Source organism: Klebsiella sp. B345 (genome assembly GCF_051131735.1).
Taxonomy (GTDB): domain Bacteria; phylum Pseudomonadota; class Gammaproteobacteria; order Enterobacterales; family Enterobacteriaceae; genus Klebsiella.
Genome location: NZ_CP180443.1, coordinates 1083011 through 1105306, shown reverse-complemented (window position 1 = coordinate 1105306; position 22296 = coordinate 1083011). Strand labels below are relative to the sequence as shown.

Genomic DNA, 22296 nt, shown 5'->3' with positions numbered 1-22296 from the left:
AAACTCAGCGTTAATTCCCCGGTAAGCACCAGTGCTACCGGGGAAAGCTGCGTATTCAGGCGCTGTTTTTCTTCATCATGCTGAAGACAAACAGCAGGGCAGCGCACAGCACCACCGACGGGCCGGCTGGGGTGTCATAAAAGGCCGAGAAGGTCAGCCCTCCGGTGACCGCCACCATCCCGACCCCAACCGCGACGCCGGCCATCTGTTCCGGCGTCCGGGCAAAGCGACGTGCCGTTGCTGCCGGAATAATCAGCAGCGAGGTAATAATCAATGCGCCGACGAATTTCATCGCCACACCAATAGTCAACGCGGTCACCAGCATCAGCAGCAATTTTACCCGCTGTAGCTTCACGCCATCGACAAACGCCAGGTCAGGACTGATGGTCATTGACAGTAGATTGCGCCATTGCCACAGCAGAATCGCCAGCACGATCACCACGCCGATAGCGATAGCGATCAAATCATCTGGCGTCACCGCCAGCAAATCACCAAACAGATATGCCATCAGGTCGACGCGGATATTCGACATCAGACTGACCACCACCAGGCCCAGCGACAGCGCGCTGTGCGCCATAATCCCCAGCAACGTATCGAGCGCCAGATGCGGGCGCTTTTCCAGCCACACCAGGCCTGCCGCCAGCATTAAGGTGACAGCGATCACCGCATAAAACGGGTTAACGTTCAGCAGCAAGCCGAAGGCCACGCCCAGCAAAGAGGCATGGGCCAGGGTATCGCCGAAATAAGACATGCGGCGCCAGACCACAAATGATCCCAGCGGGCCAGCCGCACAGGCGAGCATCATCCCGGCCAGCCAGCCGGGTAACAGTAATTCAATCATCAGCGCTCATTTCCCCGACGCAGTACAATCCGCCCCTGCAGGTCGTGGCGGTGATTATGGTGATGGCGGTAAATACCCAGCTGTTCCGCACCGCGCTGACCAAACATCGAGATAAATTGCGGATGCATGGAGACCACTTCCGGCGTACCGGAGCAGCAAATGTGCTGATTCAGGCACAGCACCTCATCGGTTTTCGCCATCACCAGATGCAGGTCGTGAGAGACCATCAGCACCGAGCAATCAAGCTCCTGGCGCAGCTGGTTAATCAGATCGTAGAGGGCGACCTGACCGTTAACATCAACCCCCTGGGTTGGCTCATCGAGCACCAGCAGCTGCGGCTGATTCAGCAGCGCACGGGCTAACAGCACGCGTTGGGTTTCGCCACCGGAGAGCTTTTGCATCGGGGCTTCAATCAGATGCCCGGCCTGGACTCGTTTCAGCGCCGGCAGGATATCCTGCTTATGCGTACCAGGGCGCAAACGCAAAAACCGGCTGACGGTCAGCGGCATCGTGGCATCAAGATGTAATTTCTGCGGGACGTAGCCAATGCGCAGATGACTCTCGCGCTTGATAACACCGTCGGTCGGTGCTACCAGTCCAAGAACCACCCGCACGAGGGTCGATTTTCCGGCACCATTGGGGCCGAGTAAGGTCAAAATTTTGCCGGGTTTTAACGTCAGCGAAATGTCAGACAGTACGCGCCGTTGGCCGAAGGCGACCGAGACGTTTTCCAGCGTTACAAGATTAGTCATGTCAAATTAGGAGTTGCACAAGTCAGTGAATGTTATAATATCACATCTTTCTTGTTCATTACGATGATTAGACGCATTATGTTACATAAAAATACGCTTCTTTGCGCTGGACTTAGCGCCGTTTTTTTGTTCGCCCATACCTCCGTCGCCAACGCGGCTGTGGTTACCTCGATGAAACCTTTAGGCTTTATCGCTTCCGCTATCGCTGATGGGGTCACGGATACCCAGGTTCTGCTCCCAGACGGCGCATCAGAGCATGATTATTCCCTACGACCTTCCGATGCAAAACGCTTACAGAACGCAGACTTAGTGGTCTGGATTGGTCCAGAAATGGAGGCGTTTATGGATAAGTCGACGCAAAGCATTGCGCCGAATAAAAAGGTGACCATTGCGCAACTGGATGGGGTGAAACCGCTGCTCATGAAAGGGGCAGATGACGACGACGACGATCACGGCCATGACCACGGCGCAGGGGAAAAAAGTGACGGCGATCACCATCACGGTATTTACAATATGCATTTGTGGTTATCCCCAGAGATAGCGCGGCTTTCGGCGGTTGCAATCCACGATAAATTATTGGAACTTATGCCCCAGAGTCGAGCCAGGCTTGACGCAAACCTGAGCGCGTTTGAGGCACAATTAGCCGCGACCGATAAACAGGTAAGTAACGAGCTCGCACCGCTGAAAGGGAAAGGGTATTTCGTTTTTCATGATGCCTATGGCTACTTTGAAAAACACTACGGTCTGACTTCACTTGGTCATTTCACCGTGAACCCTGAAATACAGCCTGGTGCGCAGCGTTTACACGAAATCAGAACACAGTTGGTTGAGCAAAAAGCGACTTGCGTTTTTGCTGAGCCACAGTTCAGGCCAGCCGTTATAGAAGCTGTTGCCAGGGGCACCTCTGTGCGTATGGGGACTCTGGATCCGTTAGGGACAGGAATTAAGCTGGGTAAAGAGAGCTACCCGCAGTTTCTGGAACAACTGGCGAAACAGTATTCGAGCTGCCTGAAAGGAGATTAACGAGGAAGTGAATACGTGCAACAGATAGCCCGTGCTGTCACTCAGGCATTCAACAATTTGCCACGACCTCACCGCGTCATGCTGGGGTCGTTGAGCGTACTGACATTAGCGGTCGCCGTCTGGCGACCCTACATCTACCATCCGGAATCAGCCCCTATTGTCAGGACAATTGAGCTGGAAAAGAGCGAAATACGCTCGCTGCTGCCGGAAGCTTCTGAACCTATCGATCAGGCGCCGCAGGAAGAAGAGGCGATTCCTCAGGATGAGCTGGACGACAAAGCCGATAGCGACGCCAACGGCCATGAATACGTGGTTTCCACCGGCGATACCCTGAGCAGCATCCTCAACCAGTACGGCATTGATATGGGCGATATTGCCCAGCTCTCTTCTGCTGACAAAGCGTTGCGTAACCTGAAAATCGGTCAACAACTGTCGTGGACACTCACCGCCGACGGCGATCTGCAGAGCCTGACCTGGGAGATGTCGCGCCGCGAAACGCGCACCTATAACCGGGTAGCAAACGGCTTCAAAATGAGCAGTGAGCTGCAAAATGGCGATTGGGTCAACAGCGTGGTGAAAGGCACCGTCGGTGGTAGCTTTGTCGCCAGTGCCCGTTCGGCGGGGCTGACCAGTACCGAAGTCAGTGCGGTGATTAAAGCGATGCAGTGGCAGATGGACTTCCGCAAGCTGAAAAAAGGTGATGAGTTCTCAGTGCTGATGTCGCGCGAGATGCTTGACGGCAAGCGTGAGCAGAGCCAGCTGCTGGGCGTGCGTTTGCGCTCTGATGGCAAGGATTACTTCGCGATCCGCGCCGAAGACGGTAAGTTCTACGACCGTAACGGTACCGGCCTGGCGAAGGGCTTTATGCGCTTCCCGACGGCCCGTCAGTTCCGCGTTTCTTCGAACTTTAACCCGCGTCGTCTGAACCCGGTGACCGGGCGCGTCGCGCCGCACCGTGGCGTTGACTTTGCGATGCCGCAGGGGACGCCAGTTCTCGCGGTGGGTGATGGCGAAGTGGTTGTCGCTAAGCGCAGCGGCGCCGCGGGGTACTATGTTGCTCTGCGCCATGGCCGCACCTACACCACCCGCTATATGCACCTGCGTAAGCTGCTGGTGAAACCGGGGCAGAAAGTGAAACGCGGTGACCGAATTGCGCTGTCCGGCAACACCGGACGCTCTACCGGCCCGCATCTGCACTATGAAGTGTGGATTAACCAGCAGGCGGTGAACCCGCTGACGGCGAAACTGCCGCGTACCGAAGGTCTGAGCGGTTCCGATCGCACGGATTATCTGGCGCAGGTGAAAGAGGTCATACCGCAGCTGCGATTTGACTAAGCCATCGTCACTCGAAGCCGGTGCCTGTTGCGCGCCGGCTTTTTCTTTTGTAGGTTCCCCAGCGTATCGCTAAACTATATCCAGAATACGTCGGGTTACGGCCTGGTGGCTGCGATATGCCGTTTTACGGGATTCCCCCCTTATTAGTACAGCTGTGGACTGGGCATGGAAACGAAAAAAAATAACAGTGAATTTATTCCAACATTTGAGAAATCCTTTTTACTTCCGCGCTACTGGGGTGCCTGGTTAGGGGTTTTTGCATTTGCCGGCATCGCGTTGACGCCGCCCGTGTTTCGCGATCCGATCCTCGGTAAGCTGGGGCGTGTGGTGGGCCGACTGGCGAAGAGTTCGCGCCGTCGGGCGCAGATCAACTTGCTGTACTGCTTCCCGGAAAAAAGCGAAGAAGAACGCGAAGCCATCATTGATGACATGTATATGGCTGCGCCGCAGGCGATGGTGATGATGGCCGAGCTGGGTCTGCGCGATCCAAAACGGGTTCTCTCCCGCGTTGACTGGCAGGGCAAAGAGATCATCGACGAGCTGCAGCGCAATAACGAGAAAGTGATCTTCCTGGTGCCGCACGCCTGGGGCGTGGATATTCCGGCGATGTTAATGGCGTCTGGCGGCCAGAAAATGGCGGCGATGTTCCATAACCAGGGAAATCCGGTGTTCGACTATGTCTGGAATACCGTTCGCCGCCGCTTCGGTGGGCGCATGCATGCCCGTAACGACGGCATCAAGCCCTTTATTCAGTCGGTGCGCCAGGGCTACTGGGGATACTATCTGCCCGATCAGGATCACGGCGCAGAACACAGCGAGTTCGTCGACTTCTTCGCAACCTATAAAGCGACCTTGCCGGCGATTGGCCGGCTGATGAAAGTCTGCCGCGCCCGCGTGGTGCCGCTGTTCCCGGTCTATGATGGTAAAACCCACCGCCTGACGGTGCTGGTACGCCCGCCGATGGACGATCTGCTGGAGGCTGACGATCGGACGATTGCGCGGCGGATGAACGAAGAGGTGGAAATTTTCGTCAAACCGAACACCGAGCAATATACCTGGATCCTCAAACTGCTGAAGACTCGTAAGCCGGGTGAAACCGAGCCGTATAAGCGCAAAGAGCTGTATCCGAAAAACAAATAGCACCTGCATGCCACTTCGTTGGCATCATCGACAACAGCCAATGGGCCTGCGCGGTTCATTGGCTGTATTGTCTGAGCAGGGCAACATGCTCGCCGATCAGCTGGTAACGATACTCCGGGCGACCGGTCATGCCATAGTGGTTGGTGGTATAGAGAATGCCCGTCTGTTCAAGCCAGATCAGATATTTGCGGCAAGAAACCCGCGAGATAAGCAGGGCCGCAGCCAGTTCATTGGTTGAAAAGTCGCGTGCCTGATGCGTATCAATCCAGCGGCACACCAGACGCAGCGTTTGCGGCGTTAACCCCTTTGGCAGCCGACGGTTGCCTTCCTGGCGCGGCAGGCTGCTGCGCAGTAAATCGTCAACCTCCGATTGTACATAGCAGCTCTTTGCCTGGCGAAGCACATGGCGCTTGCGCCATGTCAGCAATGCCTCCTCAAAGCGTGGAAACTGAAACGGCTTAATCAAATAATCGACCACGCCGTAGCGCATTGCCGTCTGGACGGTCGAGGCATCGGCAGCGGACGTTATCATGATCGTATCGATATGACGGCCGCTGGCGCGCAGGACAGGCAGCAGGCTGAGTCCATTTTCGTGCTGCATATAGACATCCAGTAGCACCAGGTCAACCTGTGGTAACTGGCTCAGCATTTGCTCCGCTTCAACAATCGATGTGGCGATACCACAACAGTAAAAGTCGGCGACCCGGCTGATAAACAGCTGATTCAACCCGGCGACCATGGCATCATCATCGACAATAAGCACATTGAACATGCGCGGTTCCTTGAACGAGCGGGAAGCACGGGCGTCGGTGGCGCGATGCTTCCCGCAGGGTTAACGTAGGGCGTTACAGCGCCGAGCGTTTATACGAGGTATAGCGCGCTTTCCAGAAGGTTTTATCGATACTGGCGGCCAGTTGTTCTTCGCTGATGTCGGGTGCAACACCTTCTTGCTGGGCTACGCGAGCCACGTCCATGGCAATGGCTCTGGAAATCATCTCAATCTGCTCCACCGGCGGAAGTAATCCGCCTTTCCCTGTGGTGACTAACGGGGAGTGGGCAGCAAGGGTCTTACTGCAGGTGATGAGCATGGCTTCCGTGACGCGCTGTGCCTTCGCCGCCAGGATGCCTAACCCCAGTCCAGGGAAAATATAGGCGTTGTTGCACTGGGCAATCTCGTAGGTTTCCCCTTGATACACCACCGCGTCAAACGGGCTGCCGGTGGCAATTAAGGCGTTTCCCTCGGTCCATTCAAGGAGGTCGTGCGGTTGCGCTTCCGCGCGCGAGGTGGGGTTGGAGAGCGGCATCACGATCGGGCGAGCGCAGTGACGGTACATCTCTTTGATGATCGCTTCACTGAACAGGCCCGGCTGGCCGGAGACGCCAATGAGCACGGTTGGCTGGACGTTGCGTACAACATCCATCAATGACAAAGCAGTGCCATCGGTGTCCCAGTGGACGAGGTTTTCCTGTGGCGTGACGAGGGCTTGTTGGAAATCGAGCAGGTTGGGCGTCTCCTCCGTCAGCAGTCCCGCACGGTCGACCATGAAGATCCTGTTGCGTGCTTCACGTTCCGTCAGGCCGTCATCCACCATCAGGGCAATGATTTTTTCGGCAATCCCGCACCCGGCGGAACCACCGCCGAGGAACACTACCCGCTGGTCACGCATGCGGGTACCCGCAGCGGTGGCGGCGGCGATCAGCGTGCCGGAGGTGACCGCAGCGGTTCCCTGGATATCGTCATTGAAGCAGCACAGCTGGTGGCGATAGCGGTTAAGCAACCGGCTGGCGTTCTTCTGGGCGAAATCTTCGAACTGCAGCAGGACGTGCGGCCAGCGCTGTTTCACCGCATCGACAAACATATCCATAAACTCAATATACTGGTCGTCGTTGATTCGTGGATGACGCCAGCCCATATACAGCGGGTCTTCCAGCAACTTCTCGTTATTGGTGCCAACGTCCAGCATGATGGGCAGCGTTGATGCAGGGTGAATGCCGCCGCAGGCGGTATACAAGGAGAGCTTGCCGATGGGGATCCCCATACCGCCAATACCCTGATCGCCGAGGCCAAGAATGCGTTCGCCGTCGGTGACCACAATCACCTGGATGTCGTTGCGGGAAAAACTTTGCAGCATCTCGTCAATATGATGGCGGTTCGGCCAGGAAATGAACAGGCCGCGCCCCCGGCGATATATTTCCGAGAAGTGTTCGCACGCCTCGCCCACCGTAGGGGTGTAAATCACCGGCAGCATTTCTTTCATATGATCGCGCAGCAAATGATAAAACAGCGTCTCGTTGGTATCCTGTATATTCCGCAAATAAATATGCCGGGAAATATCACGTTTGAACTGGCAAAACTGCATCCACGCGCGTTCCGTCTGTTCTTCAATGGTTTCGATATTATGCGGCAGTAATCCCTGTAAATTAAATGCCGTACGTTCACCTTCAGTAAATGCCAGCCCTTTATTTAACAGCGGGTTTTCCAGCAGGACTGCACCATTATAGGGAGTGTATACGGTTTCGCTGACTAACATGTTATGACTCCTGAGTCTTATTTAAAAATAATATCATGGGTATTTGATGATGCTGGTGTAGCGCAATGATTAAGATATAAAGTAAATCATGATGCCTTCGGTGACGACGCCAATAGCGGTGCCAAGTAAAATAGAGGATGAAGCAGATTCAATGTAAGTATCGCTGCGCAAGGCAAACATTCCGGCGGCAATCGCTGAAGGTGTCGCACCGATAATAATTACCTGCTGCATCAGCGTGTGGCTGAGGCCAAAAGCCAGGCCGGCGGCAGCCATCATGGCGGGCTGAATCAGGTTTTTAATACTGATGTTGGTGCAGGTCTGGATATTCAACGTTGGACGTTCGCCGTAAAACAGCAGGCCCAGGGCAAATAAAGACAGACCGCCGGCAATCTTACCGACCATTTCAATCGGCATGCTGAGCATATGCGGCAACTGCACCCCGGCGAGACTCAGCAGGACACCAGAAATAGGGATCCAGACGATAGGGTTTTTGACGGCGTTGAGTAAATTCTGCAGGATGAGCGTGCCGGCGTGAATGCGCTGGGTCGTGTCTGAATCTTTGTCCCCCATACGAATCAGAATTATCGTCAGCGGGATCATAAAGACGCTGGTGATTAAGTTGCCGATAAGCACGCCGAGAAATCCTTCTGGCCCGATCAGTACCGCCAGCACCGGCGCGCCGAAATAGGCCATATCAGGAAATGCGCACACCAGGGATTGAATGGCGCTGGTTTTGATATCGTGGCGAAAGACGTAGCGGGAGATCAGTAGGGTGAGGAAATATGACCCCATCAGGCCAATCACTAATACCGCCATAAAGGTGAAGTTTTTAATTTTATCGGGGTTGGTATGTAAGGCTCCGATAAAAAGATGGAACGGCAGGGCAAAGCGAATCACGACGGTGGCTAAAACTGAAGCATCTTCGCGCCGGGTATAACCTAACTTACCACTGAGCCAGCCGAGCAGCATGATAAAAACTAACGGAAACAATGATTGTAGTAGCAGTGTCGGCATAGGTGATCCTGAAATTATAATGTAGGGTTAGTTGTGTTTTTTAATTTAACGATCCCATAAGAATTGAAAGGTGATTGACATCACAGTGGCCCGTGTTTAAATAATTTCGCTTCAGGAACTTTACTTACAAATAACGCAGGTGAGAATAACACCTTGTTTTATATGGCTGGCGTTATGGACTATGCCCTGCTGATAACTTTAGCTTCACAGCAATAAATTAAATTACTTAAAAGCGAGTTATTGTATCAGTCACAAAATCGACAGGTAACCGGCTTATTGGCTTTTTAATAGCAAAACCCTGTGTTACCGTTTTGATGGTTTCAATTATAAAAGCACTTCATTTTTAATTTTATTTCCATTTTTAATTAATGGCGCGATGTTTATATTGCGCCCCGATCCTACGCAAGCTATTACAACGCAGGTGAGATATGAAAAATAATTCACTGAACCACCCGATTGAAAAAACTCACTCGAGTGGGCAAACCGCGCGCTTTTTTTCGAACGTTGACGTCGGCGCCGTGCCGTTAACCCTGTTTGTCGGTATCGCCACGATTGTGGTGGTGGCGTCCATGGCGGGAGTGTTGCCAAAGAATATGATCGGCGGGCTAGCGGTCATCATGACCTTGGGGTTTGCACTGGCCAAAATAGGGCGGATGGTGCCGGTGCTGAAAGATATCGGCGGTCCGGCGATCCTGTGCCTGATGATGCCGTCGGTGCTGGTCTATTTTGGCGTGTTTGATCCACATACCCTGGGCACCGTGCATCTGTTGATGAAAGAGGCCAATCTGCTCTATTTCGTCATCGCCTGCCTGGTAGTCGGCAGTATTTTGGGCATGAACAGAACCATTCTGATCCAGGGGATGGTGCGGATGTTCGTGCCGCTGGTGGTCGGTACCGGTGCAGCGATACTCACCGGGCTGCTGGTGGGCAGCCTGTTTGGCTACAGCCTGTACCACACCTTTTTCTTTATTATCGTGCCGATTATTGGCGGCGGTATCGGGGAAGGGATCCTGCCGCTGTCGCTGGCCTACTCGGCGATCCTCGGACAGACTCCGGATGTCTATGTCGCGCAGCTGGCACCAGCCGCGGTGGTGGGGAATATTTTTGCCATCATCTGCGCCGGCTTCCTGGCGCGTCTCGGCGCGCGCCGTCCGCAGCTTTCCGGCGATGGCATGCTGATTCGCAGCCATGATGATAACCAGGTCTTCTCGCAAGCACAGATCGGCCAACCGACCGACTTCCAACTGATGGGCGCCGGACTGCTGATGATCTGTGCCTTTTTCATCGTTGGCGGCTTGCTGGAGAAGGTGCTGCATATTCCTGGCCCGGTGTTGATGATTCTGGCGGCGGTGCTATGTAAATACACTAAAGTCATCCCCGCAGCGATGGAGCTGGGGGCACACAGCTGCTACAAATTTGTCTCTGCTGCACTGGTCTGGCCGTTGATGATTGGGCTGGGCATGCTGTATGTGCCGCTGGAGAGCGTGGTTTCGGTCTTCTCCGTCGGCTACGTCGTGGTGTGCGGGTCGGTGGTGATGTCGATGGCGCTAAGCGGCTTTTTTATCGCCTCTCGTCTGAATATGTATCCGGTGGAAGCGGCCATTGTTACCAGCTGCCACAGCGGTCTTGGGGGAACCGGGGATGTTGCGATACTCTCGGCATCCAATCGCATGTCGCTGATGCCCTTTGCGCAGATTGCCACCCGTATCGGCGGGGCCTCAACGGTGATTGCCGCCACGCTTTTGATGAGCTGGATTGTGTGATCCACCGGGCTTCTGGAATAAAAAAAAACCTGCCAGCGTGATGCTGGCAGGTTTCAGGCGTTTCGCGAGCGGAAAATTATTCGACGGTGAGGATACGCGTGGTGTTGGTACTGCCGATGGTGCTCATCACGTCACCCTGGGTGACGATAACGAGGTCGCCGGAGACCAGGTAGCCTTTATCGCGCAGCAGAATCACCGCATCGTGGGCCGCAGCAACGCCGTCATTGGTGCTGTCGAAATATACCGGCGTCACGCCACGGTACAGGGCGGTCAGGTTCAGGGTACGCTCGTGGCGGGAGAGGGCAAAAATCGGCAGCCCGGAGCTGATGCGAGAGGTCATCAGAGCAGTGCGGCCAGATTCGGTCATGGTGATGATAGCGGTCACGCCTTTCAGGTGGTTAGCCGCATACATCGCAGACATAGCGATCGCTTCTTCAACGTTGTCGAACTGAATATCCAGACGGTGTTTGGACACATTGAGGCTTGGGATCTTTTCTGCACCGAGGCAGACGCGCGCCATCGCGGCGACGGTTTCTGACGGGTACTGACCGGCGGCCGTTTCCGCAGACAGCATTACCGCATCGGTACCATCGAGGACGGCGTTTGCGACGTCCATGACTTCCGCACGGGTTGGCATCGGGTTGGTGATCATCGACTCCATCATCTGGGTCGCGGTGATCACCGAACGGTTCAGCTGACGGGCGCGGCGGATCAGGGCTTTCTGAATCCCAACCAGTTCCGGATCGCCGATTTCAACGCCGAGGTCACCACGTGCCACCATGACCACGTCAGAGGCCAGAATCACATCGTCCATCGCGTCCTGATCGCACACGGCTTCTGCACGTTCCACTTTGGCGACGATCTTCGCGTCACAGCCGGCTTCACGTGCCAGACGGCGGGCATAGTTCAGGTCTTCACCGCAGCGCGGGAAGGAGACGGCGAGGTAATCGACGCCAATTTTAGCCGCCGTGACGATATCGGCTTTGTCTTTGTCGGTCAGCGCTTCTGCAGAGAGGCCACCGCCCAGTTTGTTGATGCCTTTGTTGTTCGACAGCGGGCCGCCGACGGTGACTTCGGTGAACACTTTCAGGCCCTGAACTTCGATCACTTTCAGCTGTACGCGTCCATCGTCCAGCAGCAGGATATCACCCGGCACGACGTCCGCTGGCAGGCCTTTATAATCAATGCCGACGCGCTCTTTATCGCCTTCACCTTTACCCAGCTCTGCGTCCAGCAGGAATTTGTCGCCGATATTGAGGAAAATTTTGCCTTCTTTGAAGGTGGATACGCGAATTTTCGGCCCCTGGAGGTCACCAAGGATCGCAACATGGCGGCCCAGTTTTGCCGCAATCTGGCGGACTTTATCCGCGCGAATCTGGTGATCTTCCGGGGTACCGTGAGAGAAGTTCATGCGTACTACGTTAGCGCCCGCGGCGATAACCTTTTCGAGGTTGTTATCACGATCGGTGGCTGGGCCTAAGGTCGTTACGATTTTGGTTCTGCGAAGCCTTCTGGACATGTAATACTCCGTTGACTAAAACAACTTTGGTGTTGCGTGAACATGGAATCGGTGGTGCCAGCCAGCAAAGCTGCTGTGCCGGGACAAAACCGAAGGTCTAATAGGTCACTACTTCATTATCAGGTTTTATGGGTTATCGCTGCGTACAGGTAGTTCTTTATCAAAACGCGATTCCTTTAATGCTTCCTTGACCCGCTTCAAGTTATCTCTGAATTTAGCGCCACGACGGAGGGTAAAACCGGTCGCCAGTACGTCAATGACCGTCAGCTGGGCAAGACGTGAAACCATTGGCATGTAGATATCCGTATCTTCAGGGACATCAAGCGTGATCGACAACGTGGCTTCACGGGCCAACGGTGTGCCTGGCGAGGTAATGGCAATGACCATGGCATCGTTTTCACGCGCCAGCTGCGCCAGTTCGACCTGACTTTTCGTCCGACCAGTATGGGAGATAATCACCACCACGTCATCGTCATCGCAATTCATACAGCTCATGCGTTGCAGGACAATGTCATCGGAATAGATGACCGGGACATTAAAACGGAAAAATTTATTCATGGCGTCATGGGCGACTGCCGCTGACGAACCGAGGCCAAAGAAGGCTATTTTCTTGGCCTGGGTTAACAGATCGACGGCCCGATTTACCGCTGACATGTCGAGCGAATGGTGGACCTGATCTAAACTGGCCATGGCCGACTCAAATATTTTACCGGTGTAGGACTCTACGCTGTCGTCTTCATCGACATTGCGGTTAACATAGAGGGTCCCATGCGCCAGGCTTTGTGCCAGATGGAGCTTAAAATCGGGAAAGCCGCGGGTTTCAAGGCTCCGGCAAAAACGGTTAACGGTAGGCTCGCTGACGCCAGCCTCCAGCGCCAGGGCCGCAATGCTTGAATGAATGGCCTGAGCAGGCGTAGCAAGAATGACTTCCGCCACTTTGCGTTCGGATTTGCTAAGGTGTTCCAGTCGGGACTGGATTTTTTCCAGCATATTCATGGGTAACAGGGCGCTCATCAGTGGAAACGATTTCATTAATGGATGAAATCATCAGGCGTTTTAGCAAGAATATACCCCTCTGCTGTCGCCAGCGGGGAGGAATGACGTTAAAAAATGTTGTTTTTTTTCATTACATGATCAGAGTCGTATTTTATTAACTTAAAACCGGTCGAAACAACGAACTCACCAGGCCGTTTGCCCAAATTGTCGGCGGAACTTTTCTCCGTGTGCGGTTTAGCTGCGGGAATAGGGGCCAGAGGGTTTCGGGAAGTTCGTAAACACAGTACAGTGCAGTGTAATAAAATTACAAATATAGCCTGGCATAAGCACCAGACTATCAACTGAGGAGAATGACATGGCGGTAACGCAAACGGCCCAGGCATGCGATCTGGTCATTTTCGGCGCAAAGGGTGACCTGGCGCGTCGTAAATTGTTGCCTTCCCTGTATCAGCTTGAAAAGGCTGGCCAGATCAACCCTGACACCCGCATTATCGGGGTCGGACGTGCTGACTGGGATAAAGATGCTTACACCAAAGTAGTTCGTGAAGCGCTGGAAACTTTCATGAAGGAAAAAATCGATGAAAGTTTGTGGGATACCCTGAGCGGACGTCTGGATTTTTGTAACCTCGATGTGAATGATACCAAAGCGTTTTCTCGCCTCGGCAAAATGCTGGATCAGGAAAATCGCGTCACCATTAACTATTTCGCCATGCCGCCAAGCACCTTTGGCGCGATTTGCAAAGGCCTCGGTGAAGCAAAACTGAACGCTAAACCGGCGCGCGTCGTCATGGAAAAACCGCTGGGGACCTCTCTGGATACCTCACGCGAAATCAACGACCAGGTCGGCGAATTCTTCGAAGAGTGCCAGGTCTACCGCATTGACCACTATCTCGGCAAAGAGACGGTGCTCAACCTGCTGGCGCTGCGTTTTGCGAACTCCCTGTTTGTGAATAACTGGGACTGCCGCACCATCGACCACGTTGAAATCACCGTGGCGGAAGAAGTAGGCATTGAAGGCCGCTGGGGTTACTTCGATCAGGCCGGGCAGATGCGCGACATGATCCAGAACCACCTGCTGCAGATCCTGTGCATGATTGCCATGTCGCCGCCGTCAGATCTCAGCGCCGACAGCATCCGTGATGAAAAAGTCAAAGTGCTGAAATCACTGCGCCGTATCGATCGCTCCAACGTGCGTGAAAAAACCGTCCGTGGTCAGTACACCGCCGGTTTTGCCCAGGGTAAGAAAGTACCGGGCTACCTCGAAGAAGAGGGCGCGAACAAATCCAGCAATACCGAAACCTTCGTGGCGATCCGCGTGGATATCGATAACTGGCGCTGGGCCGGCGTGCCGTTCTACCTGCGTACCGGTAAACGTCTGCCGACCAAATGTTCTGAAGTCGTGGTTTACTTCAAAACGCCGGAGCTGAACCTGTTCAAAGAGAACTGGCAGGAGCTGCCGCAGAACAAATTAACCATTCGTCTACAGCCGGACGAAGGCGTTGATATTCAGGTGCTCAACAAAGTGCCTGGTCTGGATCACAAACACAATCTGCAGATCACCAAGCTGGATCTGAGCTATTCGGAAACCTTCAATCAGACTCACCTGGCAGATGCCTACGAGCGTCTGCTGCTGGAAACCATGCGTGGGATTCAGGCGCTGTTCGTGCGTCGTGATGAAGTGGAAGAGGCGTGGAAGTGGGTAGACTCCATTACCGAAGCCTGGGCGGCGGATCGCGATGCGCCTAAGCCTTATCAGGCAGGGACCTGGGGACCGGTTGCCTCCGTGGCGATGATTACCCGCGATGGTCGTTCCTGGAATGAATTCGAATAGTCAGTGGGTTATCCGGATGGGTTATTTTACCGGTAACATGATCTGACGCAGTATGTCGCATAATTTTTAGCCTTTTAAGCTCCGGGAGGATTCACCCCCGGGGCTTTTTTTATTACACTGCCTGCAGATATTTTGCCGCTGAGCTGCAGTGCTGGTGCCTTTCACAGAATAAGTCATCGTTAAATCGCTGTAGCCGGACAGATAAAAATTCAGGAGCCTTTATGAATTCGACAATGTTACGGGTAACAAATCGCATTATCGAGCGGTCGCGTGAAACCCGCACCGCCTACCTCGCACGGATTAACCAGGCGAAGACGGATACCGTCCATCGCGCCCAGCTGGCCTGCGGTAACCTGGCCCACGGCTTTGCTGCCTGTCAGTCGGATGATAAAGCCTCGCTGAAAAGCATGTTGCGTAACAACATTGCTATCATTACCTCCTACAACGATATGCTCTCCGCCCATCAGCCTTACGAGTACTACCCAGATATCATCCGCAAGGCGCTGCATTCAGTGAATGCGGTTGGCCAGGTTGCGGGCGGGGTGCCGGCAATGTGTGATGGCGTCACCCAGGGGCAGGATGGCATGGAGCTCTCTCTCCTGAGCCGTGAAGTGATTGCGATGTCGGCTGCGGTTGGCTTGTCGCATAACATGTTCGATGGCGCGCTGTACCTTGGCGTGTGCGACAAAATCGTCCCGGGGCTGACCATGGCGGCGCTCTCTTTTGGTCACCTGCCGTCCATTTTCGTGCCGTCAGGCCCGATGGCCAGCGGCCTGGCTAATAAAGAAAAAGTACGGATTCGCCAGTTGTATGCTGAAGGTAAAGTCGATCGTATGGCGCTGCTGGAATCCGAAGCGGCCTCTTATCATGCGCCGGGCACCTGTACCTTCTATGGCACCGCGAACACCAACCAGATGGTGGTCGAGTTTATGGGGATGCAGCTTCCTGGCTCCTCTTTTGTTCACCCGGATGCCGAATTGCGTACGGCGCTGACTACTGCTGCGGCCCGTCAGGTGACGCGCCTGACCGGTAACGGCAACGAATGGATGCCGCTGGGCAAAATGTTCGATGAAAAAGTCGTGGTGAACGGTATTGTGGCGCTGCTGGCGACCGGCGGTTCTACCAACCATACGATGCACCTGGTGGCGATGGCTCGCGCTGCCGGCATTATCATCAACTGGGATGATTTCTCCGATCTGTCCGACGTCGTTCCGTTGCTGGCGCGTCTCTACCCGAACGGCCCGGCCGACATCAACCATTTCCAGGCCGCTGGTGGCGTGCCGGTGCTGGTGCGTGAATTACTCAAGGGCGGTCTGCTGCACGAAGATGTGAACACCGTGGCCGGTTACGGGCTCTCCCGTTACACCATGGAACCGTGGCTGAATAACGGCGAGCTGGACTGGCGTGAAGGGGCAAGCGCGCCTCTGGACGATCAGGTTATCGCCACTTTCGACAAGCCATTCTCTCGCCATGGCGGGACCAAAGTGCTCAGCGGTAACCTTGGTCGTGCGGTCATGAAAACCTCCGCCGTGCCGGTTGAAAACCAGGTTATCGAAGCTCCAGCGGTGATATTTGAAAGCCAGCACGACGTACTGCCGGCATTTGAAGCCGGGATGCTGGACAAAGATTGCGTGGTGGTGGTCCGTCATCAGGGGCCAAAAGCGAACGGCATGCCAGAATTACATAAACTTATGCCGCCACTTGGTGTATTATTGGACCGCCGTTTCAAAATTGCGCTGGTTACCGATGGTCGACTCTCTGGCGCATCCGGCAAAGTACCGTCAGCAATCCATGTCACGCCTGAAGCCTACGATGGCGGCCTGCTGGCAAAAGTACGTGATGGCGATATCATCCGCGTCAACGGGCAGACCGGTGAACTGACGCTGCTGGTGGATGATGCTGAACTGGCTGCGCGTCAGCCGCATATTCCTGACCTGAGCGGTTCGCGAGTGGGAACCGGCCGGGAAATGTTCTCTGCGCTGCGTGAGAACCTCTCCGGAGCGGAACAGGGCGCAACCTGCATCACTTTTTAAGACGATTCGAATTGTAGATCTGGCGAGAGAAAATCTGATGAAAAACTGGAAAACAACTGCTGAAGCAATCCTCACCACCGGCCCGGTTGTACCGGTAATCGTGGTGAAAAAGCTGGAACACGCTGTGCCGATGGCAAAAGCGCTGGTTGCAGGCGGCGTACGTGTACTGGAAGTGACGCTGCGTACCGAATGTGCGCTTGAGGCTATCCGTGCGATTGCCAAAGAAGTGCCGGACGCGATTGTTGGCGCAGGTACCGTTACCAACGTCGAGCAGCTGAAAGCGGTTACCGACGCGGGCGCGCAGTTTGCTATCAGCCCGGGCCTGACCGAGTCCCTGCTGAAAGCGGCAACGGAAGAAGGCACCATCCCACTGATCCCGGGCATCAGCACCGTTTCTGAGCTGATGCTGGGGATGCAGTATGGCCTGAAAGAGTTCAAATTCTTCCCGGCGGAAGCCAACGGTGGCGTGAAAGCGCTGCAGGCTATCGGCGGTCCATTCGCTCATATCCGTTTCTGCCCGACTGGCGGGATCTCTCCGGCGAACTACCGTGACTACCTGGCGCTGAACAGCGTGCTGTGCATCGGTGGTTCCTGGCTGGTACCGGCAGATGCGCTGGAAAGTGGCGATTATGACCGTATCACCAGCATTGCTCGCGAAGCGGTAGAAGGCGCGAAGTAATTTTCACGCCCTGATTTATCGTAAAGTACTCACCCGGTAGCACTCGTGCTACCGGGTTTTTTTATCCCTGAACCACGACGGAGGTTGCGGCGGTTTTTGCCCGCGCCACCGCTTCTTCAACGTTGTCAGCGACCGCCAGCGTGACGCCGAGTCGACGGGAGCCGTCGATTTCCGGCTTGCCAAACAGGCGCAGCTGCAGGCCTGCACCCACCGCCGCCTGAATATTACTAAAGGTGACGTCCTGGCTGGTCAGCTGTGGCAGAATGACCGCCGAGGCCGCCGGGCCGTACTGACGAATGGCGCCGATCGGCAGACCGAGAAACGCCCGGACGTGCAGGGCAAACTCGGAGAGATCTTGCGAGATCAGGGTGACCATGCCGGTATCGTGCGGACGCGGGGAGACTTCGCTGAAGATCACCTCATCGCCGCAGACAAACAGCTCGACGCCAAACAGGCCATAACCGCCGAGCGCCAGTACCACCTTGCTGGCAATCTCCTGGGCGCGGGCCAGCGCCAGTTCGCTCATCTGCTGCGGCTGCCAGGATTCGCGATAGTCGCCATCTTCCTGACGATGGCCGACCGGCGCGCAAAAATGAACCCCATCCACGGCGCTGACGGTCAGCAGGGTGATTTCAAAGTCGAAATTCACTACCCCTTCAACGATAACCCGACCGGCACCGGCGCGGCCGCCTTGCTGCGCATACTGCCAGGCATCAGCCAACTGTTCGGCGCGGCGAATAAAGCTCTGGCCTTTACCGGAGGAACTCATGACCGGTTTCACAATGCAGGGAAGGCCAATCTCGTCCACCGCATCGCGAAAGGCGCTTTCGCTATCGGCGAAGCGGTAGGAGGAGGTCGGTAGTTGCAGCTCTTCTGCGGCCAGACGGCGGATCCCTTCACGGTTCATGGTCAGCTTTGCCGCGCGAGCGGTGGGGACGACTTTTTGCCCGGCTTGCTCCAGTTCAACCAGCGTATCGGTGGCAATGGCTTCGATTTCCGGCACGATGAAGTCCGGTTTTTCTTCTGCAATCAGCGCCCGCAGGGCATCGCCGTGCAGCATGTTGACCACATGTGAACGGTGTGCCACCTGCATCGCCGGTGCGTCGGGATAGCGGTCCACGGCGATCGTCTCAATACCCAGCCGTTGACACTCGATGGCCACTTCTTTGCCGAGCTCGCCGGAACCTAACAACATGACCCGCGTTGCTGCCGGGCGCAGGGCTGTGCCTAATAACGTCATGACTCATTTCCACAGTAAAAAAACATGCGCCGTAGTATAAACGAAAACGTTTGCGTCTGTCTTTATGGCTGTCAGTTGAGTCGAGGGTGAAAATTTGATATGCTGTATAAAAATACAGTATAAAGAGGCTGCACAATGGCGGTTGAAATTAAATATGTGGTGATCCGCGAAGGTGAGGAAAAAATGTCGTTTACCAGCAAAAAAGAGGCCGATGCTTACGACAAAATGCTCGATCTTGCCGAAGTCCTTAACGACTGGCTGGTAGCGTGCCCGCTGACGCTTGAAGAAGCACAGCGTGATGAAATGGCGCTGTGGTTGGCAGAACGCAAAGAGACCCTGCATCACATCCTGAGGACAGGAAAAGCGCCGGAAGCAGAATCAGACGAAGAAACAGCAGGGCACGAGCCTCAGGCTGACACCGCAGAAGTCGCGACGGATGAACAGGACGAACCGCAGGTCGCCGCGGCGACAACAGGGAAAACCCGCAAGGTGAAGGCCGCGTGATGGCGGCCTGAATTTGCGCATCTTTATCTGCTCATCACATTTCCTGACATCTCGTCGTTTAGGCTGATGGTTTCGCTTACTATGCAACGAGGGAAATCATGTCTAACTGGCTTAATCAACTCCAGTCTCTGCTGGGTCAGCAGGGACAATCTGCCTCCTCAGGTGAACGACAGGAGGGGAAAAGTTTCCTCCTGCCCGGTGCGCTGGGCGGCCTGGCCGGTTTGCTGGTAGCCAGTAAATCATCGCGCAAGCTGCTGGCTAAGTATGGCACCAGCGCGCTGCTGGTCGGCGGGGGGGCGGTGGCTGGAAGCGTGCTGTGGAATAAGTATCAGCAGAAATTGCGCGAGAGCGCACCAGCGCCAGCGGCAACGTCAGCTGCGCCATCGGTTGTACCTGCACCATCGGTTCCTCCCTCTACCGGGCTTGATGCCCGCAGCGAGCGGCTGATTCTGGCGCTGGTGTTCGCGGCGAAAAGCGATGGCCACATCGATGACCACGAGCGGGCCAACATCGAAGAGCAGCTGCGAGCGGCCAATATTGATGTGCAGGGGCGGGTATTGATCGATCGCGCGCTGGCGCAACCGCTCGACCCGCAGCGCCTGGCTCAAGGGATCAGCAGCGAACAAGAAGCGCTGGAGGTGTACTACATCAGCTGCGCGGTGATCGATATCGATCATTTTATGGAACGCAGCTACCTCAATGCCCTCGGAGAGGCGTTACGCCTGCCGGCGGAAGTGCGGAGTGAGATCGAACAGGACATCCAGGCGCAAAAACAGGCGCTTTCCACCTAAATAAACAGGTTTTGCTTGCATCGTGGGCCACTTTTGCCACCCTTATATACCCGTCATACTTCAAGTTGCCTGAGTGTTGGCTGCACCCGTTCACCCCAGTTACTTACCTGAGTAAACTCCTGGGGATTTACGGCCTTGCCGCCTACAAGCAACTCGAGCTATTTAGGGTATAGACACGCCATCTTTCAAGCTGCTTCTTGAATGATTTTGTGTAGTAGAAAAGGATGCAAAAGAGCAAACGATGCCACCAAAAGCAAAACGAATCCCCCACGCCATGAGCTTACATGGCGACACCCGTATCGATAATTACTTCTGGCTGCGCGACGACGATCGCGAGCGGCCAGAAGTGCTTGACTATCTGCGCCAGGAAAATGAGTACGGGCACAAGGTCATGTCGACACAGCGCAGCCTGCAGGATCGGGTGCTGAAAGAGATTATCGACCGCATCCCGCCGCGGGAGGTTTCCGCCCCCTACAGCAAAAACGGCTACCGCTATCGCCAGGTGTACGAGCCAGGGTGTGAATACGCCATCTATCAGCGTCAGTCGGTGTTGAAACAGGAGTGGGATGAATGGGAAGTGCTGCTGGATGGCAATCAGCGTGCGGCCCAGAGCGAATTCTATACCCTTGGCGGGCTGGGAATTGCCCCGGATAACACGCTCATGGCGGTGGCGGAGGACTATCTCTCACGGCGGCAGTATGGCCTGCGCTTGTGCAATCTGCAAAACGGTGAGTGGTACCCTGAGTTACTGGAAAACGTCACCCCGGAATTTGCCTGGAGCAATGATTCACAGACCCTGTGGTATGTCCGTAAGCACCCAACCACCTTGCTGCCTTATCAGGTCTGGCGGCACACCGTCGGTACGCCACCAGACTCAGACTCGCTGGTCTATGAAGAAAAAGACGACATGTTTTACGTCAGTCTCCATACCACCACCTCCCGGCAGTTCGCAGTGATCTATCTGGCTAGCGCGACAACCAGCGAAGTGCGCTTGTTGAATACCGAAATGCCGGATGCCGAGCCGGTGTGCTTCCTGCCACGCCGCAAAGATCATGAGTACAGCCTCGATCACTACCAGCATGCTTTCTATCTGCGCTCTAACCGCGAAGGTAAAAATTTCGGCCTCTATCGTACGCACGAGCGTGACGAGCTGCTGTGGCAGACCCTGATCCCGCCGCGCCAGGACGTGATGCTGGAAGGATTTACGCTCTTTACCGACTGGCTGGTGGTCGAAGAGCGTCAACGCGGGTTAACCAGCCTGCGCCAGATTAACCGTAAAACCCATGAAGTGGTCGGGATCGCTTTTGACGATCCGGCCTATGTGACCTGGCTTGCCTGGAACCCGGAACCTGAAACCTCCCGCTTACGTTACGGTTACTCGTCGATGACCACGCCGGATACCCTGTTTGAGCTGGATATGGATACCGGCGAGCGGCGGGTGCTCAAACAGCAGGAAGTGAAAGGGTTCGACCCCAGCCATTACCGCAGCGAGCACCTGTGGATTAAGGCGCGGGATGGCGTCGAAGTGCCGGTCTCACTGGTTTACCGCCGGGAGCACTTTCGCAAGGGAGGCAACCCGCTGTTGGTCTATGCGTACGGATCGTACGGCGCCAGTGAAGATGCAGACTTCAGCGCCAGCCGCCTGAGCCTGCTTGACCGTGGTTTTGTGTTTGCCATTGCCCACGTACGTGGCGGCGGCGAGCTTGGACAGCAGTGGTATGAAGACGGCAAGTTCCTGAGCAAGAAAAATACCTTCAATGATTACCTTGATGTCTGCGACGTGCTGGTGGCGCAGGGTTATGGCGATCCGCAATTATGCTACGGCATGGGCGGCAGCGCTGGCGGCATGTTGATGGGCGTGGCTATTAATCAGCGTCCGGAACGCTTTCACGGCATCGTCGCCCAGGTGCCGTTTGTCGATGTCCTGACGACCATGCTCGATGAGTCGATTCCGCTAACCACCGGGGAATTTGAGGAGTGGGGCAATCCGCAGGATGAAACGTATTACCACTATATGAAGAGCTATAGCCCCTACGATGGCGTGACCGCTCAGGCCTATCCTCATATGCTGGTGACCACCGGTCTGCATGATTCCCAGGTGCAATACTGGGAACCGGCAAAATGGGTGGCGAAACTGCGCGAGCTGAAAACGGACGATAATCTGCTGCTGCTCTGCACCGATATGGATTCAGGGCATGGCGGCAAGTCGGGGCGTTTTAAAAGCTATGAAGGTGTAGCGCTGGAGTTTGCCTTTCTGATCGGCCTGGCGCAGGGGACTCTGCCAGGTCAGGCCGACGTCTAACC

At 55.1% G+C, this 22296-nt stretch carries 18 protein-coding genes; 10 read left to right on the top strand and 8 right to left on the bottom strand.

All coding sequences use genetic code 11. From position 1 onward, the window contains the following. Positions 1 to 55: 55 nt before the first annotated feature. The gene (gene znuB, locus ACMYSO_RS05165; RefSeq protein ID WP_123754912.1) at positions 56 to 841 is read right to left on the bottom strand and encodes a zinc ABC transporter permease subunit ZnuB; all 786 of its coding nucleotides are present in this window, start codon (positions 839 to 841) and stop codon (positions 56 to 58) included. Beyond that, positions 841 to 1593, bottom strand: coding sequence for a zinc ABC transporter ATP-binding protein ZnuC (gene znuC, locus ACMYSO_RS05160; protein ID WP_123754911.1), 753 nt, complete (start codon positions 1591 to 1593; stop codon positions 841 to 843). Before znuC ends, znuB begins: the two co-directional genes overlap by 1 nt. 78 nt (positions 1594 to 1671) lie before the next feature. Here znuC and znuA point away from each other — a divergent pair, with 78 nt between their 5' ends. From znuA to lpxM, 3 genes are all read left to right on the top strand, one after another. After that, on the top strand, positions 1672 to 2616 hold the full coding sequence (znuA, locus tag ACMYSO_RS05155; RefSeq protein WP_434669589.1) for a zinc ABC transporter substrate-binding protein ZnuA: 945 nt from the start codon (positions 1672 to 1674) through the stop codon (positions 2614 to 2616). A 15-nt stretch (positions 2617 to 2631) separates the two neighbouring features. After that, entirely contained in the window at positions 2632 to 3951 is a 1320-nt protein-coding gene (mepM, locus tag ACMYSO_RS05150) for a murein DD-endopeptidase MepM (RefSeq protein WP_434584114.1), read from the top strand. A 165-nt stretch (positions 3952 to 4116) separates the two neighbouring features. After that, positions 4117 to 5091 (top strand): lauroyl-Kdo(2)-lipid IV(A) myristoyltransferase, encoded by a 975-nt coding sequence (gene lpxM / locus ACMYSO_RS05145; protein ID WP_434669587.1) that lies wholly within the window; start codon positions 4117 to 4119, stop codon positions 5089 to 5091. Positions 5092 to 5146: 55 nt separating this feature from the next. Here lpxM and dcuR read toward each other — a convergent pair whose 3' ends face one another. The 3 genes from dcuR to ACMYSO_RS05130 all read right to left on the bottom strand — a co-directional run bounded on the left by dcuR (position 5147) and on the right by ACMYSO_RS05130 (position 8636). After that, the gene (dcuR, locus tag ACMYSO_RS05140) at positions 5147 to 5863 is read right to left on the bottom strand and encodes a two-component system response regulator DcuR (RefSeq protein WP_434669585.1); all 717 of its coding nucleotides are present in this window, start codon (positions 5861 to 5863) and stop codon (positions 5147 to 5149) included. A 73-nt stretch (positions 5864 to 5936) separates the two neighbouring features. After that, positions 5937 to 7622, bottom strand: coding sequence for an NAD-dependent malic enzyme (locus ACMYSO_RS05135; protein ID WP_434669583.1), 1686 nt, complete (start codon positions 7620 to 7622; stop codon positions 5937 to 5939). 69 nt (positions 7623 to 7691) lie between these two features. Beyond that, positions 7692 to 8636, bottom strand: a complete 945-nt coding sequence (locus tag ACMYSO_RS05130; RefSeq protein WP_434669581.1) for an AEC family transporter — start codon at positions 8634 to 8636, stop codon at positions 7692 to 7694. 428 nt (positions 8637 to 9064) lie between these two features. On the opposite strand from ACMYSO_RS05130, the gene ACMYSO_RS05125 reads away from it, so the two are divergent. Next, on the top strand, positions 9065 to 10399 hold the full coding sequence (locus tag ACMYSO_RS05125; protein WP_434669579.1) for a 2-hydroxycarboxylate transporter family protein: 1335 nt from the start codon (positions 9065 to 9067) through the stop codon (positions 10397 to 10399). 76 nt (positions 10400 to 10475) lie between these two features. On the opposite strand, the gene pyk is transcribed toward ACMYSO_RS05125, so the two are convergent. Both pyk and ACMYSO_RS05115 read right to left on the bottom strand, forming a co-directional pair. Next, complete coding sequence (gene pyk, locus ACMYSO_RS05120; protein ID WP_434584120.1) at positions 10476 to 11918, bottom strand: pyruvate kinase; 1443 nt, start codon at positions 11916 to 11918, stop codon at positions 10476 to 10478. Between the two features lie 126 nt (positions 11919 to 12044). Continuing rightward, positions 12045 to 12950 carry a MurR/RpiR family transcriptional regulator gene (locus ACMYSO_RS05115; RefSeq protein WP_174508033.1) on the bottom strand — a complete coding sequence of 302 codons (906 nt, stop codon included), beginning with the start codon at positions 12948 to 12950 and terminating at the stop codon, positions 12045 to 12047. Positions 12951 to 13269: 319 nt separating this feature from the next. Between ACMYSO_RS05115 and zwf the strand changes: the two genes are divergently transcribed. From zwf to ACMYSO_RS05100, 3 genes are all read left to right on the top strand, one after another. Continuing rightward, entirely contained in the window at positions 13270 to 14745 is a 1476-nt protein-coding gene (zwf, locus tag ACMYSO_RS05110; protein WP_123754903.1) for a glucose-6-phosphate dehydrogenase, read from the top strand. A gap of 221 nt (positions 14746 to 14966) precedes the next feature. Continuing rightward, positions 14967 to 16778, top strand: a complete 1812-nt coding sequence (edd, locus tag ACMYSO_RS05105) for a phosphogluconate dehydratase (RefSeq protein ID WP_434669578.1) — start codon at positions 14967 to 14969, stop codon at positions 16776 to 16778. A gap of 37 nt (positions 16779 to 16815) precedes the next feature. Next, a complete protein-coding gene (locus ACMYSO_RS05100) occupies positions 16816 to 17457 on the top strand; it encodes a bifunctional 4-hydroxy-2-oxoglutarate aldolase/2-dehydro-3-deoxy-phosphogluconate aldolase (RefSeq protein WP_174508035.1) in 642 nt (213 codons plus the stop codon). 61 nt (positions 17458 to 17518) lie between these two features. On the opposite strand, the gene purT is transcribed toward ACMYSO_RS05100, so the two are convergent. After that, positions 17519 to 18697 carry a formate-dependent phosphoribosylglycinamide formyltransferase gene (purT, locus tag ACMYSO_RS05095; protein WP_434669576.1) on the bottom strand — a complete coding sequence of 393 codons (1179 nt, stop codon included), beginning with the start codon at positions 18695 to 18697 and terminating at the stop codon, positions 17519 to 17521. Positions 18698 to 18832: 135 nt separating this feature from the next. On the opposite strand from purT, the gene ACMYSO_RS05090 reads away from it, so the two are divergent. From ACMYSO_RS05090 to ptrB, 3 genes are all read left to right on the top strand, one after another. Further along, entirely contained in the window at positions 18833 to 19201 is a 369-nt protein-coding gene (locus ACMYSO_RS05090) for a YebG family protein (RefSeq protein WP_434669575.1), read from the top strand. A 98-nt stretch (positions 19202 to 19299) separates the two neighbouring features. Further along, positions 19300 to 19992: a tellurite resistance TerB family protein gene (locus tag ACMYSO_RS05085; RefSeq protein WP_434669573.1), complete on the top strand. Its 693-nt coding sequence runs from the start codon at positions 19300 to 19302 to the stop codon at positions 19990 to 19992. Positions 19993 to 20233: 241 nt separating this feature from the next. After that, on the top strand, positions 20234 to 22294 hold the full coding sequence (gene ptrB, locus ACMYSO_RS05080; protein ID WP_434669572.1) for an oligopeptidase B: 2061 nt from the start codon (positions 20234 to 20236) through the stop codon (positions 22292 to 22294). Positions 22295 to 22296 lie beyond the last annotated feature (2 nt).

Excerpts from the sequence above, each read along its gene's own strand:
- znuB (WP_123754912.1), bottom strand. The coding sequence starts at position 841 with ATGATTGAATTACTGTTACCCGGCTGGCTGGCCGGGATGATGCTCGCC.
- znuC (WP_123754911.1), bottom strand. The coding sequence starts at position 1,593 with ATGACTAATCTTGTAACGCTGGAAAACGTCTCGGTCGCCTTCGGCCAA.
- znuA (WP_434669589.1), top strand. The coding sequence starts at position 1,672 with ATGTTACATAAAAATACGCTTCTTTGCGCTGGACTTAGCGCCGTTTTT.
- lpxM (WP_434669587.1), top strand. The coding sequence starts at position 4,117 with ATGGAAACGAAAAAAAATAACAGTGAATTTATTCCAACATTTGAGAAA.
- dcuR (WP_434669585.1), bottom strand. The coding sequence starts at position 5,863 with ATGTTCAATGTGCTTATTGTCGATGATGATGCCATGGTCGCCGGGTTG.
- ACMYSO_RS05135 (WP_434669583.1), bottom strand. The coding sequence starts at position 7,622 with ATGTTAGTCAGCGAAACCGTATACACTCCCTATAATGGTGCAGTCCTG.
- ACMYSO_RS05130 (WP_434669581.1), bottom strand. The coding sequence starts at position 8,636 with ATGCCGACACTGCTACTACAATCATTGTTTCCGTTAGTTTTTATCATG.
- ACMYSO_RS05125 (WP_434669579.1), top strand. The coding sequence starts at position 9,065 with ATGAAAAATAATTCACTGAACCACCCGATTGAAAAAACTCACTCGAGT.
- pyk (WP_434584120.1), bottom strand. The coding sequence starts at position 11,918 with ATGTCCAGAAGGCTTCGCAGAACCAAAATCGTAACGACCTTAGGCCCA.
- ACMYSO_RS05115 (WP_174508033.1), bottom strand. The coding sequence starts at position 12,950 with ATGAAATCGTTTCCACTGATGAGCGCCCTGTTACCCATGAATATGCTG.
- zwf (WP_123754903.1), top strand. The coding sequence starts at position 13,270 with ATGGCGGTAACGCAAACGGCCCAGGCATGCGATCTGGTCATTTTCGGC.
- edd (WP_434669578.1), top strand. The coding sequence starts at position 14,967 with ATGAATTCGACAATGTTACGGGTAACAAATCGCATTATCGAGCGGTCG.
- ACMYSO_RS05100 (WP_174508035.1), top strand. The coding sequence starts at position 16,816 with ATGAAAAACTGGAAAACAACTGCTGAAGCAATCCTCACCACCGGCCCG.
- purT (WP_434669576.1), bottom strand. The coding sequence starts at position 18,697 with ATGACGTTATTAGGCACAGCCCTGCGCCCGGCAGCAACGCGGGTCATG.
- ACMYSO_RS05090 (WP_434669575.1), top strand. The coding sequence starts at position 18,833 with ATGGCGGTTGAAATTAAATATGTGGTGATCCGCGAAGGTGAGGAAAAA.
- ACMYSO_RS05085 (WP_434669573.1), top strand. The coding sequence starts at position 19,300 with ATGTCTAACTGGCTTAATCAACTCCAGTCTCTGCTGGGTCAGCAGGGA.
- ptrB (WP_434669572.1), top strand. The coding sequence starts at position 20,234 with ATGCCACCAAAAGCAAAACGAATCCCCCACGCCATGAGCTTACATGGC.